This window comes from Thioclava kandeliae (assembly GCF_040297545.1).
GTDB classification, from domain to species: domain Bacteria; phylum Pseudomonadota; class Alphaproteobacteria; order Rhodobacterales; family Rhodobacteraceae; genus Thioclava; species Thioclava kandeliae.
The window spans coordinates 1-13,335 of sequence record NZ_JAYWLC010000042.1 but is presented as its reverse complement, the minus strand read 5'-3'; the positions used below and the strand labels follow the sequence as shown (position 1 = coordinate 13,335).

Here is a 13,335-nt window from a genome sequence, read left to right as displayed (position 1 = left end):
CGCTGATCAGATGCGTCCGAAACTGCCAAAGCTGGCGACCCTCATGGACGGCGCCGAGGAGGATGTGCTGGCCTACATGACCTTTCCCCAGCAGCATCGAACGAAGCTACACAGCACAAATCCGATTGAGCGCCTAAACGGCGAGATCAAGCGCCGTACGGACGTGGTCGGGATCTTTCCTAATGAGGCTTCGATCCGCCGCCTCGTTGGGGCCATCCTGATGGAGCAGACCGAGGAATGGACCGTCCAGCGCGGTCGATACATGACACTGGAAACGCTGGCGCCAATCTGCGATGATGTCGTGGTCAGCTTGCCTGCAGCGCAGCGCGACTGATCAGCTCGGCCCGCCAGTCAGCACGAGGCCCGCTATGAGCTACACCATCAGTTGGGACACGATCGGTGCGCCGGTTTTCGAGTGCAAGGCCTCAATGGCATTCGTGGTTAGATCAGCCTAAACATCTCGGGCAGTCAAGAAAGATATGGGCCGCGTCTCAGGTCCCATGCCATAATGGATATCCTCCCTCCCGCGGGGGGGGTGGCCGGGGCCGAAGTCATCGCATGAGCCTACAGGGAATGGTGCATAGGTTTGTGTCGCCTGATTGCAGAAGAAAGGTCTAGCCAATTCCTCCTGCTCTAGCCTGTATTCTTTGACGTAAATCTCTTAGAAAGGCCGTCCTACCGATGCCGTACCCAGTCTCAAACTGGTCAAGCCCGCTGAGGGCTGAGGCTGGTCAGTCGGAGTGTCTGCACGGCGATAACGCTTTGACTATGGTGATGGGTGCTAGATGTCCGGAAATGGTCTCCCAGGAATTGAGCTACTTTGAGTGGGGCATGCCTCATTGGCTTTGTAAGAGCTTAAAAAGAGTTTGTTGATCTAGTATGCCAGTATGAGCCAGACCTTCGTCCGTTTGATAGGCTTTTACAGAGCTGGACAGGCTTTGAGCAAATTGAGCAGATTCAATTGTGCCCGGATCATGACCTGCCGAAGCCAGACGCTCGCGAATTTTGGGAAGCAGCGCCATATAGATAGCAGTCTGATGATTGCCTTCGGTCAAAATAGCAGCTGTCGACTGCGATGTGAGACGATCAGGCTGCAAAACTTGCAATAATTGCCAGAGCGCTTGCGAGAATGGACGGTCAGAAGAACTCTGATCGCAGACAGATTTCATCATGCCTAAAACGGTTTGGGTTGTTTGCCAGGGGGTTATATCAAATGTACCGGGACGGAATTGGTTGAATGCGGTGAGATACCCCTCCACCCAGCCGCCATAAAGTAAAAGATCACGCGATTGGCCGTCCCAAGCTTGCTGATACGCGCCGCATGTCTGCCCACCTGCGCCTTTAAAGGCAAAGTTTCCATTAGTATCAGCGGCTTTTGCTGTGGAAGAGCACATAAACCCCAGACAGATCGCTAGTGCCGCGCTAAAGCGATAATTACAACCTAGAAGACGGTTCGTATTAAGCGATGCGTGTGTCATAAATTATTGGCTTCTTTCAAAACTGTCGCATTCATATGAGGCGCCGGCGTTGCACTCGTGAGGCACAACGCCGGACGTTTTTAGGCGATTACGAGTGTTTCCGGCGACGTATCAGTTGCAGGCCGGCTAAGCCGCACAACAACAGCGGGAGGCTCGCAGGTAACGGCACGGCGGAAAGATTGTAGTCGACAGTGACAGGTGTCATTGTAAAACTAACTTCACTGCCAGTGAGGGACGCGAGCGATACGCCCAACGGGAAGGCGGAAGCATTATCGGGGTCCAGCATTAGAGTGGGATCAATCCCTGATAATGTAAAGCTAGTGACATCTGTCAGACCCAGTGCAAACAGATCAAGCGTTTGAGACGGCAGGATGGCGTAATCCAAGCCATTGATGGTCAGTGTATAACCATCTGTATCAGGAACCGTAGCCAAAGAGGGCATGGTCAGTGTCGAAAAAACGCCTTCGCTGACTTCGTATACATAACCTACGGCGATAGGGGGATCGATCCAGAATGTGACATTCTCTTCGGGCGGCACTGGGAGGGTGATGACATATTCGCTAGTTTCGGGGTCTGGAGGATTGCTTGGCAAGAAAGGCGAGAATTCATTCTGGCCAGTGCCATTTTCACTCGGGCTCTCGGTTGAAACGAAGCTGCTAAGGTAAACGGTTGTATCTAATACAGAATCTGAAGCGTCAGCCAGAATGATATCAAATGTATTGACCTCGCCGATAACGACCGGAACATCGAACTGCAAAACCGGATTAGCATTAGGTGCCAGAATTCCGTTTAAAGAAGTTCCTGCCACAGATGTCATATCGGGATGGTTTATGTTGATTGCTTGAGTAGCGGTCCCACCGGTCGCTACTGCACCAGCCACGTTGACTCCGTTTACATAGAGTCCAAAACCGTCGATAAAACTGCTGCCCACATAAGTTGGCCATTCCATCGAGCCGAAGGTGGCAAAAAATGTCATCAACGAGACTGTTGGTATGAAGTCAATGGTTAGCTGCGCAACATCGTAATGATTAGCTTGGCCGGTAATGGGTGTAAGGAGTGCATTTTGAGCAGCGGTTGCGCTGGCTCCAGATGGGGTTGAACCCTCTCCGGTATATTCGTCTCCGTAATTCGCAACGTTTCCACTTGAGAGCGCGATACCTGTCACCGGAAGGCCATAGGTGCCGGATGTATTGCTATAGGTGGCAACTTGAGAGCCTGAGCTCAGCAATGCGCTCCCGGTAATTACGGTATCAGAGGCATTTAGGAAAAGCGTATCCGCTAGAATGTCAGCGTTTTCGGTCAGAGTGATTGTAAGCGCAGAAGCGTAAATTGGTGCAAGGCTGAGGAGCGCCGTGCACGAAAACAGTCGAAGTGTCATGTGACCTACCTCGGTTGCAATGAAAACGGATTGTTAGGCTTGTAGTGACCCTAGGTAACTTAGTCGGTATAAGAGATTTTAATCAATATTTAATTAGTTGGGTTTCGCCGAATTTTTGGGATGATTTACACTTATGGTTTTTAACATAATTTGAAATTCAACCTTATGGATAAAAGGTATCGACGCCGAAATTCGGTAAGCAAAAAAAATATCGATTGTTAACGTGCTTTTAACGATTTTCCGTCGCGCTGGGTAAAAAAACTTTGAAACAAATTGATGGTCGAGGCGTTTGGTTTACGCACGGTTTCGACAATGCCGGAAATACGTGCAGCCCATCAATCTCTCGGTAAATCCGGGCTAGAAAGGTTTCTACAATGAATGCACTTAAATCTCTCGTAGCAACGGCAGCGATCGCCTCTGCTTTCGCCGTGGGGACGCACGCAGCGTCCGCTGCCACGGTCGATATCGCTGATGGCGGCAAATATGCTTTCACGGGCGTGCTTAACCCAGGTGAAACATTGACTTTCGACTTCGATACGCTTGGCGAAACTCTTTTGGTCGATATCTCTCTCGGTGCATCTGGTGACGCGGACGACATTGCTGACATCACTTATTACCTGCCGGGGCAGGAGCCGCAAACGTTTGCGAATTATACGATCAACACTTCTACTGGTCCGGATAGCGCTTCGGGCCTTGTTTCATCCTACTTTGCATCTGGCCCATTCACCCTATCGCTTACTGATGGTGTGCTAAATAGCGTTTCCATTGCGGGAACTCTTTACGCAATGGCTCCGGACGCCAATAATCTTCCGGCAGTGCCGCTTCCCGCTTCGGCCTTACTCCTGATGGGCGGCATGGCTGGTTTGGGTGGTCTGTCGCTGCGCAAACGTCGTAAAGCGGCCTAAAGCATCAGCGATATAGTCAAAAGCAAGAAGTGCATTCTTGGCAATTTCATAATAGTCGAGGCAGAACGCTTCGGCTATTATTCTTATAATCACGTATCGCGATGTAAAATGGGAAATTTTTCTGACCATATTTGATTATCAAGGTTGGACATTTCCCGTTGATCAGAGTTTTCTACGCAGGTGCATTTCAATGAAGGTCAGCTCATGAACTCGAACACCGTGCCTCGCTCCATTACGCCCGTTATTCTCGCAGGTGGATCCGGTACGCGGCTGTGGCCATTGTCGCGCAAGTCTTATCCCAAACAATTCGTCCCTCTTGTGAGCGATCAGACGCTTTTCCAAGCTTCTGCGCTTCGAATGACTGGGGGTGCAGCGAGTGACGTGCAATTTCTTGCGCCCATGGTGCTAACAAATTCCGACTTTCGCTTCATTGTAACTGAACAATTAGCAGGTGCTGGGATTGACCCCGGAGCGATCCTGATCGAACCCGACGGGCGTAATACGGGCCCCGCAATTCTGGCTGCGGCATTACATGCTCAGGCCAGCGATCCAGATGCTATTCTGCTGGTATCTCCTTCTGATCACGTAATCCCTGATGCCGCTGCATTCCACTCGGCGATAGTGGCGGGTCTGGAGGCCGTAGCGCAAGGCCATCTGGTTACATTTGGCATTACGCCAGATCGCCCCGAGACAGGCTACGGATATCTGGAACTCGCAAGCGAACCAGCAGGAACTACGCCTGTCACCCTCAAGCGTTTTGTCGAGAAACCCGATGCGACGCGCGCAACAGAGATGCTGGCTGCCGGTAATTTCCTTTGGAATGCCGGAATCTTTCTGTTCCGCGCTACCGATATTATTGCTGCTTTCGAGATCCATGCCCCTGATTTATTACCACCGGTATCGACAGCAGTTGCACAGGCGCAGGTTGATTTAGGATTCTTGCGACTTGCGCCTGAACCTTGGTCTAAGACAGCCGACATTTCTATTGATTATGCAGTCATGGAAAAAGCTTCTAATCTTTCGGTGGTTCCCTTCTCGGCGGGCTGGTCGGATCTAGGTGGTTGGGATGCTGTTTGGCGCGAAGGGCGACGTGATGTGACCGGGGTAGGGCTCTCTGGAGCGGCAACAGCTATCGATTGCGAAGATAGCCTTCTGCGTTCTGAAAGCGAGCGGCTGGAACTCGTAGGCATCGGGCTTAAAAATGTCATGGCTATCGCGATGAACGACGCGGTGTTGGTTGCCGACATGAGCCGCGCGCAGGACGTAAAGAAAGCCGTTGATGCTCTTAAAGCCAAAAAATCTGCACAGGCGACCCATTTCCCTAAGGATCATCGCCCGTGGGGTTGGTTTGAAAGCCTCGTCGTGGGCAATCGTTTCCAAGTGAAGCGGATCCACGTCCATCCTGGCGCGGCCCTTTCATTGCAATCCCATTTCCATCGTTCGGAACATTGGATTGTGGTCGAAGGTACCGCGCGGGTTACTGTGGATGACGAAGTTCGACTGGTCACAGAAAACGAGTCCGTCTACATCCCGCTCGGCGCAATTCACCGAATGGAAAACCCGGGTCGTATGCCAATGGTTCTGATCGAGGTACAAACTGGGTCCTATGTCGGCGAAGATGACATTGTGCGCTATGAGGACGTTTACGCCCGCGGTCAGGGCGCAAAGGGATAAGAAATGAAGATTGTTGTCGCTGGTCTGGGTTATGTTGGCCTCTCAAATGCCGTGCTACTGGCTCAAAATAATGCAGTAGTGGCCGTTGATGTCGACAAACGACGAGTGGATCTCGTCAATGCCGGGAAATCACCTATCGAGGATCGCGAACTCGAAGAATATCTGACAACTAAAGACCTTGATCTAGTCGCCACAACCGAGGCGGGGCCTGCATATGAAGGGGCGGACTATGTGATCGTCGCGACCCCAACTAACTACGATACAAAATCGAATTATTTCGATACCTCTTCGGTCAACTCGGTGATCAAACAGGTTATTGCCGTCAATACAAAGGCGACTATTGTGGTCAAATCGACCATTCCTGTCGGTTACGTGCAGGATATCCGCGATGAACTCGATACTACACAAGTAATCTTCTCGCCCGAATTTCTGCGCGAGGGTCGCGCCCTGCACGATAATCTCTACCCCTCCCGCATCATTGTTGGCGAGAAGAGTGAGCGGGCACGGATATTTGCTGAGCTCCTTTTACAAGGGGCGATCAAGAAAGACGCGCCTGTGATGTTTACCGGTCCCACCGAAGCCGAGGCGATCAAGCTCTTCGCCAATACATATCTTGCAATGCGCGTGGCCTATTTCAACGAACTCGATAGCTATGCCATGGCAGGGGGCATGGATAGCCGCCAGATCATCGAAGGCATTGGCCTCGATCCGCGCATCGGTAGCCATTATAACAACCCGTCCTTCGGGTACGGCGGTTATTGCCTCCCGAAAGACACAAAGCAGCTTTTGGCCAACTATAATCATGTGCCTCAAAATCTCATTCGCGCCATTGTCGATGCCAACCGCACAAGGAAAGATTTCTTGAGCGATCAGATCCTCATGCGCGGACCAAAAGTCGTGGGCATTTATCGCTTGGTCATGAAAGCAGGTTCGGATAACTTCCGTCAATCTTCGATCCAAGGCATTATGAAGCGCCTGAAGGCTAAAGGCGTCGAAGTCATTGTCTATGAACCTGTATTGGACGAACCGGAATTCTTCCGTTCGCGTGTAGTCAACGATCTTGAGGCATTCAAAGCAGAAGCAGATGTAATCGTTGCCAATCGAGTGACCGATGACATTGCGGATGTTGAAGCAAAAATTTTCACCCGCGATCTCTTCCACGCAGATTAAGGACGGACTTCATGGCACCTGCTTTTGGAACTTCGGGGTTGCGTGGCCTAGTCACCGAGTTAACGCCCGATTTGGTTGATCGTTATGTCAGGGCGTATCTCGCGTCTTGCCCTCAAGGTAGCGCGCTCTTCGTCGGGCGTGATCTGCGTCCGTCGTCTCCAGATATTGCAGAAGCGGTTATAGCGGCAGCACAAGCGGCCGGGATTGATACGATTGATTGTGGCGCCCAGCCCACGCCTGCATTAGCGATGGTAGCGATGGAGGCGGGATGTGGGGCCGTGATGGTTACCGGCAGCCATATTCCCGCAGACCGTAACGGACTAAAATTTTACATTCCGTCGGGCGAGATTTCCAAAGCAGATGAATCGAAAATCAAGGCGGCTTACGAGGCAGATGAGATGCCCGCGAAGCCTGCAGGAACTGCACGGCCAGCGCCCGATGTAAAAGCACTCTATAATCAACGTTATGTAAACTCATTTGGAAGCGATGCACTTGCTGGATTTAGGATTGGGGTCTATCGCCATTCTTCAGTCGCTCGTGACGTTTTAGAAGATATTCTACGTGGACTTGGAGCTGACGTAGTATCCCTCGCGCATTCCGATACCTTCATTCCTGTCGACACTGAAGCGGTTGACCCCGAAACAAGGGCACAGCTAGCTAAGTGGTGTTCCCAATATAAACTTGATGCAATCGTTTCAACTGATGGCGATGCCGATCGACCGATGGTCGCTGATGCAGAAGGCAAAGTGGTGCCTGGTGACGTCCTAGGCGTGATTACGGCCCGTTATGTGGGCGCAGAGGTTATCTGTACCCCCGTATCATCTAACGATATGGTACGTAACATTCGGGAATTTATTGATGTCAAACTTACGAAAATTGGCTCACCTTACGTAATTGCGGCCATGGAAGAAGCTTTAAATGCTAATCGAACGACGAAAGTGGCGGGTTTCGAGGCGAATGGTGGATTTATTCTAGGTTTTTCGACTTCGCACCGATCAGTAATAACCCCTCTAAAGACACGCGATAGCCTACTTCCAATTCTGTCGCCATTAGTTGCTGCAAGAGAAAAGGGAATAAATTTGGCAGAACTGGTTCAGCAGCTCCCCCCTTGCTTTACGGCTGCAGACCGCCTTCAGAACATTGATCGGATAAAGGCGTCCAAGTTCCTAGAAGGATTAATAAATAACGCTGAAGTTCGCCAAGATTTTCTTTCTTTAGAGGGCTTCATTCAAACAATTGATCTGACGGACGGGCTACGAATGAACTTGGAATCCGGTGAAGTAATTCATTTGCGCCCCTCGGGCAACGCACCAGAATTCCGTGTTTATGCGCAAGCTGCGAATTTGGAACGGGCGAGGAACCTTGTCTCACGGATTATGCAGAGAGTGAATCAATCTATCGCGTAAAAGCAATAGGCGACGGGTATATATTGGGTATAATTCACTCCTGAAAGAGAGACTGTTCGAGACCTAAGTCTGATGGCCTCAGCATTCACAAATATCGAGATATTGCTGAATATATCCAGAGCTCAAAGGGCTCAGTAGTTTTTCCTAGCCGCTTAGGTCAAGATCAGCTGTCCGCGCATCAGATCAGATGCGATGCGTCCAATGCGCGGTTTTCGGCTGGCTCTAAGTTATTCGGCCGTTCGAGCCGAACTCAATTTACTCCGCTGAATTCGCGTAGCCGTCGATAGTAGCTCTATTAATCATATCGATTCAACGCCCCACGTCTGTCTAGCTTTGAGCTCTAACGTTGCAGGATTTCGACGTGACGCAGCTTTATAACGATATATTCCGGCTTTTCGCGTTTGCCTGTCATCAAAGTAGTCCTCCATCATACGGGATAAGCTATCCCAAAAGGTGGACCACTTCGGTGAGGCAAGACCAGCAGAATGACAGCTATCCGACGAATATATGGGCCTGGATTCTTCTCAGCATAACCTTGGAAGAAATCCGATCATGTCCTCAGATCATCTTGGAAACTACACTTTACTGATGAACCCTATCTATCAAAACCCGTGCAACGGACCCATTCTAATAGGATCATACGACCGAGACTGATGCTAATTCACCACAGGATAGTCATGGAATTTAACTATAAGTTAACTTTCACAGCTCTGAGATGAAAAACAGATCCACAACAAACCTATATTCTGATAAAATACGTTAGGTTATTAACGATTCTCGGCGCGGTTTTTTGAGGAAAATCCCCAATAACTGCCAATTACATAATAGAAAACCAATATATTTTTCGCTGCACTCATCTAATGCAAAGCTATGACTTTAGCTTAGGAGCCCGTGCGCGACTGATATAATTATTGACGGAGAGTTTTGTCATGAAATCATGCCAAATCCCTGATGACAGTGTAAATATCGGCTACGCTATGGCACATTGTTCACCTGATGGCCCTTCGTGGGTCATTGGTTTCGCAATTATTATTTTCGGATTACTGGGTGCATATTACGTTTCTTTTGGACACAACTGATATTTTACGATTTTTCGATCTCAATAGACATATCGGTGACAGAGGTTCACTTCAGAAAGCTCGATCGTTGTAGAAATGCATTCACCAACAACGCTCTCACTGACATATAAGTCAGTTTCGATCGGCTGCTTTGGTTGCTTGCCTACACAAGAGAGTCTAGGCGCAGGGGATGCTTTATTTCTAATGGTAGAACCCAGCCGTACTCCACGAGGCACCGACGAAGTACATCAAGGACTTAGGTCAGTACTGGATGGGCAGCTACTTTAAAATGTGGAAGGCATTAAACGTTCTTTGTGTGTCGTCAACTTAAATTGGCACGAAGAGCGTATTCGATCTTAACGCGGCCTAGTGGATGGCTAGCGGATCGTCGTCAGCTTACAGCGTGCCCGGCCCTTTATGGTATTATCTTACCACCTGAGGCGGGATTTCATCTAGTTTAGATATCGCAGCCGAGATTGGCTAGTTTTCAGCGATAGGCATGTACCCAGCGGCAGACTCTTACCGACACTAAGCAGAGGGGCAACTTAGCAAAAAAAGCCATTTTAAAGACTAAATCTTATTAATATATATTCTGAATTGCTGCGGATTACCGCTTATTACTTACCCGCATATTCTTGAGCATCAGACGCCACTATTCTCTGAAAGTCATTTGGTGAAATAGGCTTGTAGATCGTCCTTCGAACTTTTAGATCACGCGCTTCAGCCATCATACGCGCAGCAATACTATCGGCGCATGGCCCGTTAGTAAGAAATCTTAAATGTAGATCGACCTGCAAGCGTGACAGATGATCCAAACATGCCGCGCTTCCCGCATCAGGCATATCGAGACATAGATACAATAGGTATGACCCAGGTTCTTCTTCTAACAACTTGACTACTGATTGTCCATCAGAGCAACCAGTCGCGTTCCAAGAATGAGCCTGTAAGCTATCGAGTAAGGATCCCCTAAAAGCATTATCAGGATCCGCGATAAGAACGCGTAAATCCCCTGATTTCACCTTAGTCTTGAGCTTGTTCATTTATACCTCCAAATACTAAGAAATAGGCCACAACTCACAGTTTCACTTAAAAAAACACTCATCAGAAAACATTGAACCATTATCTAAAATGGTACTAGTGAAAAAGCAACATCAGCAGAATAATAAAACACCTGAAGCCATATCGGGACATTATCGCACTAAAAACACCATACAGAACTATAATGAATATATGTAACTAATATTATTAGTCAGTAATAATACTAGTTACATATTATAATTCGGAGTTTGAGAAAAAATTTTCTTCCATATAGAAAACTTCTGTGCCGATTGAAACCTATAACTGTCTTTACGCACGGACACGCCCTTAAGCATAAATGTATTGCAAAACTCAACCTTTAGTAGCACTCTATCCTAAAGCTGTATATAATTTAGCAATTTCATTATTTTTATAATAAAAATCATGGCGTTAGGAAAGAGATGAAAAATTCTTCGTACTCTTCGATTCTGGTATCCACTCAACTAGAGGGTTCATCTGGATACTTAAACACTATCAGAGCAATGTCTGTTCTTGATAGATATGAGTTTGACCAACTCATATCTGATGAAATCATCGAGATAATGCGAAGACCAGATTTTAATGAAGAAGTATTATTGAGGCTAATAACTGAAATATCGGGGGATAAGGTAAGCAGTACGGGGTTAAATTCTCTTTTCCACAATCTTCGTGCTGCCATCCAGAGCGATAATATGGAGGAATATGAAAAGATTTCCAACGAAGTTGCCGAAAAGATATTAAAAGAAAATTTTTATGAGAACTTGGATGATAGTAAAGAAGAAGAAGCCTTGTATTCTTCGAGTGAGACGTCTGCTTTGAACTTTATTCAATACTCCCAAAACTCTTGAGACTATAGCTGAATATGATTTCACTAATTACCCATTCTATGCCACCAACTGAACACGAATATTGCGGTGTTCGTGTGCTTGAGTGGCCAGGATTCTCTGTTCTAATCGACACCGATGGTGTCCCAGCCGCTTGGACCGGTCTTTATTCTTACGATGAAATCGTGGTTGCTATTAGCGACTATGTACACTGACCAAGGAGACTTTTGCTTCGCATCGAAACGCACTATTGAGTGGATGAATTTTGAGAAAATGTCTTTAGGGGTAGTATCTGCAGACTTGAGGAAGAAGTCGCCACAATAGCGTAAGCTAGATCCTCCAATCCGGTTCACAACCCTAATACTCTCTTTCAGTGACGAGCACAGTCAGCTTATAACTTAAACAGAGCAAATCCACACAGCAATCTGACGGACCATACTAAGCCTGCTTTTTGAATGTGTGCAAACCGCACCAAGCGATATTTAGTACGTTTATTAGCTTCAAAAATATTGAAATAAATTGATGATATGACGCACTATCTTGATACTCAACATATCGTGAGAGTGAGGAATCAGATGCGCTTAAAGTCCGTGTTGCTTGGTGCTGTGTTCGGCGGCCTATTTCCATGCGTGCAGGCAAATGCAGCGACTTACACCTACGTAGGTTCATGGGAAGTCGGGTCTGGTTATCACTGGCTTTCTCAGTGGACTGCATATAGCGGTACTGAAGCCGCCGCCTACTTATTTGGTGGTAATCCTGAAGACTATGTGACTTCGACGGTGAGCAATAACGCTGACGAAATCAATTTCATGGCTTGGTATAGCGTTCTTGGCGTGAAAGGCGGTCAAATACTGCCGCAAGATTTACAACAAAAGCTAGTTAATGGCTATTATTTCGATGAAAGCTTAGTCGATTTGCAAAGCATTACTGGCAACATGAGTAACCCTGCTTCTGCCTACGTAAATGATGCAGCAAATGGCTCGACATACACAAACTACGCGTTCCTCGTATCGGATAATACGATTTCTCCCATCCCCTTACCTAGCTCTTTTCTTTTGCTGCTTTCCAGCTTGGCTGGAATAGTAACATTATTCAGTCGGAAGCGAATGGTCTGCCCCACTTGAGTGGTCCAGTTTAAAAATTAGTGCATCGTGGGCCTTTGGTCTACGGGCACGATACTTTCGGGTGCTGGTGGGCGATATCCCAAAGAGCTATGCGGGCGCACCGTGTTGTAATGCTGGCGCCAGCGTTCGATCAGGATCTGGGCTTCTTTAAGCGAATAAAACACCTCCCCATCAAGCAATTCGTCGCGAAGCCTAGCATTCAAGCTCTCCACATACCCATTCTCCCAGGGCGAACCCGGCTCGATATAGGCCGTTTTAGCCCCCACCACCTCGATCCAGTTGCGCAGTTTGGTGGCAATGAATTCAGGGCCGTAACACCTTCGGAATGCATCGGCTGGAGAGGCTATGATTGCCTGCGCAGCCCCCAAATTGCGCGAGCCAGGTGAGCATAGCCGTCGTCAGGTCCCTACAGTGGTTTGTACGAACCACACCACAAGGGAGACCGACTATGACCACGATCAGTATTACACAGACGATGGCTGTTTTTGCGGCAATCGACATCGCCAAGTCGCGCCATGAGGTTTTGATCGCCATTCCGGGTAAAACGCGCCGCCGAAGATTGACGGTTCTCAATCGGCAGGAAGACTTTGATCGTCTAATTGCTACTTTGACAGTCTATGGCCTACCTGTTCGGGTCGCTTTCGAGGGCCAAACCATGGGCTTGGCGGCAATTACCACCGCGCTCTGGCTTACAGGCTTGGCATTGCCGGTTTCGAGGTCAAACTTGTGTCTTCTGTGGCCTTGGCGAGGACTCGAGAGGCCCTCAACAACAGCTGGGATAAAAATGACCCGAAAGACGCGCAAGTCATCCTGCACATGATGCAGATCGGGAATGAGCAGTTCTATCACGACCCGCTTCTCAGCGATCGTGTCCCAACTGATGGTGTAGCTCATAGCGGGCCTCGTGCTGACTGGCGGGCCGAGCTGATCAGTCGCGCTGCGCTGCAGGCAAGCTGACCACGACATCATCGCAGATTGGCGCCAGCGTTTCCAGTGTCATGTATCGACCGCGCTGGACGGTCCATTCCTCGGTCTGCTCCATCAGGATGGCCCCAACGAGGCGGCGGATCGAAGCCTCATTAGGAAAGATCCCGACCACGTCCGTACGGCGCTTGATCTCGCCGTTTAGGCGCTCAATCGGATTTGTGCTGTGTAGCTTCGTTCGATGCTGCTGGGGAAAGGTCATGTAGGCCAGCACATCCTCCTCGGCGCCGTCCATGAGGGTCGCCAGCTTTGGCAGTTTCGGACGCATCTGATCAGCG

Annotated in this window: 11 protein-coding genes and 2 pseudogenes; 8 read left to right on the top strand and 5 right to left on the bottom strand. The window is 48.8% G+C overall.

Annotated elements, in window-relative coordinates:
• Positions 1-334, top strand: a 334-nt coding sequence (locus VSX56_RS19845) for a transposase (protein WP_350938335.1), incomplete at its 5' end; no start/stop codon positions are given.
• 502 nt (positions 335-836) lie between these two features.
• On the opposite strand, the gene VSX56_RS19840 is transcribed toward VSX56_RS19845, so the two are convergent.
• Together VSX56_RS19840 and VSX56_RS19835 are read right to left on the bottom strand one after the other, a co-directional pair.
• The gene (locus tag VSX56_RS19840) at positions 837-1,478 is read right to left on the bottom strand and encodes a peptidoglycan-binding domain-containing protein (RefSeq protein WP_350939286.1); all 642 of its coding nucleotides are present in this window, start codon (positions 1,476-1,478) and stop codon (positions 837-839) included.
• 88 nt (positions 1,479-1,566) lie between these two features.
• Positions 1,567-2,856, bottom strand: coding sequence for a choice-of-anchor L domain-containing protein (locus VSX56_RS19835; RefSeq protein ID WP_350939285.1), 1,290 nt, complete (start codon positions 2,854-2,856; stop codon positions 1,567-1,569).
• 374 nt (positions 2,857-3,230) lie between these two features.
• On the opposite strand from VSX56_RS19835, the gene VSX56_RS19830 reads away from it, so the two are divergent.
• From VSX56_RS19830 to VSX56_RS19815, 4 genes are all read left to right on the top strand, one after another.
• A complete protein-coding gene (locus VSX56_RS19830) occupies positions 3,231-3,761 on the top strand; it encodes a VPLPA-CTERM sorting domain-containing protein (protein WP_350939284.1) in 531 nt (176 codons plus the stop codon).
• Between the two features lie 204 nt (positions 3,762-3,965).
• The gene (locus tag VSX56_RS19825; RefSeq protein WP_350939283.1) at positions 3,966-5,435 is read left to right on the top strand and encodes a mannose-1-phosphate guanylyltransferase/mannose-6-phosphate isomerase; all 1,470 of its coding nucleotides are present in this window, start codon (positions 3,966-3,968) and stop codon (positions 5,433-5,435) included.
• Positions 5,436-5,438: 3 nt separating this feature from the next.
• Positions 5,439-6,605 carry a nucleotide sugar dehydrogenase gene (locus VSX56_RS19820; RefSeq protein ID WP_350939282.1) on the top strand — a complete coding sequence of 389 codons (1,167 nt, stop codon included), beginning with the start codon at positions 5,439-5,441 and terminating at the stop codon, positions 6,603-6,605.
• A gap of 11 nt (positions 6,606-6,616) precedes the next feature.
• Entirely contained in the window at positions 6,617-8,011 is a 1,395-nt protein-coding gene (locus VSX56_RS19815; protein ID WP_350939281.1) for a phosphomannomutase, read from the top strand.
• Between the two features lie 1,675 nt (positions 8,012-9,686).
• Here VSX56_RS19815 and VSX56_RS19810 read toward each other — a convergent pair.
• The gene (locus tag VSX56_RS19810; RefSeq protein WP_350939280.1) at positions 9,687-10,109 is read right to left on the bottom strand and encodes a hypothetical protein; all 423 of its coding nucleotides are present in this window, start codon (positions 10,107-10,109) and stop codon (positions 9,687-9,689) included.
• Between the two features lie 438 nt (positions 10,110-10,547).
• Here VSX56_RS19810 and VSX56_RS19805 point away from each other — a divergent pair, with 438 nt between their 5' ends.
• Together VSX56_RS19805 and VSX56_RS19800 are read left to right on the top strand one after the other, a co-directional pair.
• Positions 10,548-10,973 (top strand): hypothetical protein, encoded by a 426-nt coding sequence (locus tag VSX56_RS19805; protein WP_350939279.1) that lies wholly within the window; start codon positions 10,548-10,550, stop codon positions 10,971-10,973.
• Between the two features lie 503 nt (positions 10,974-11,476).
• A complete protein-coding gene (locus VSX56_RS19800; protein ID WP_350939278.1) occupies positions 11,477-12,073 on the top strand; it encodes a hypothetical protein in 597 nt (198 codons plus the stop codon).
• 17 nt (positions 12,074-12,090) lie between these two features.
• Here VSX56_RS19800 and VSX56_RS19795 read toward each other — a convergent pair.
• Positions 12,091-12,384: pseudogene (locus tag VSX56_RS19795) on the bottom strand (integrase core domain-containing protein); the annotation flags it as partial.
• A 137-nt stretch (positions 12,385-12,521) separates the two neighbouring features.
• On the opposite strand from VSX56_RS19795, the pseudogene VSX56_RS19790 reads away from it, so the two are divergent.
• Positions 12,522-12,934, top strand: a pseudogene (locus tag VSX56_RS19790) (IS110 family transposase); the annotation flags it as partial.
• Positions 12,935-13,001: 67 nt separating this feature from the next.
• Here VSX56_RS19790 and VSX56_RS19785 read toward each other — a convergent pair.
• On the bottom strand, positions 13,002-13,335 hold a 334-nt coding region (locus VSX56_RS19785), incomplete at its 5' end, for a transposase (protein ID WP_350938335.1).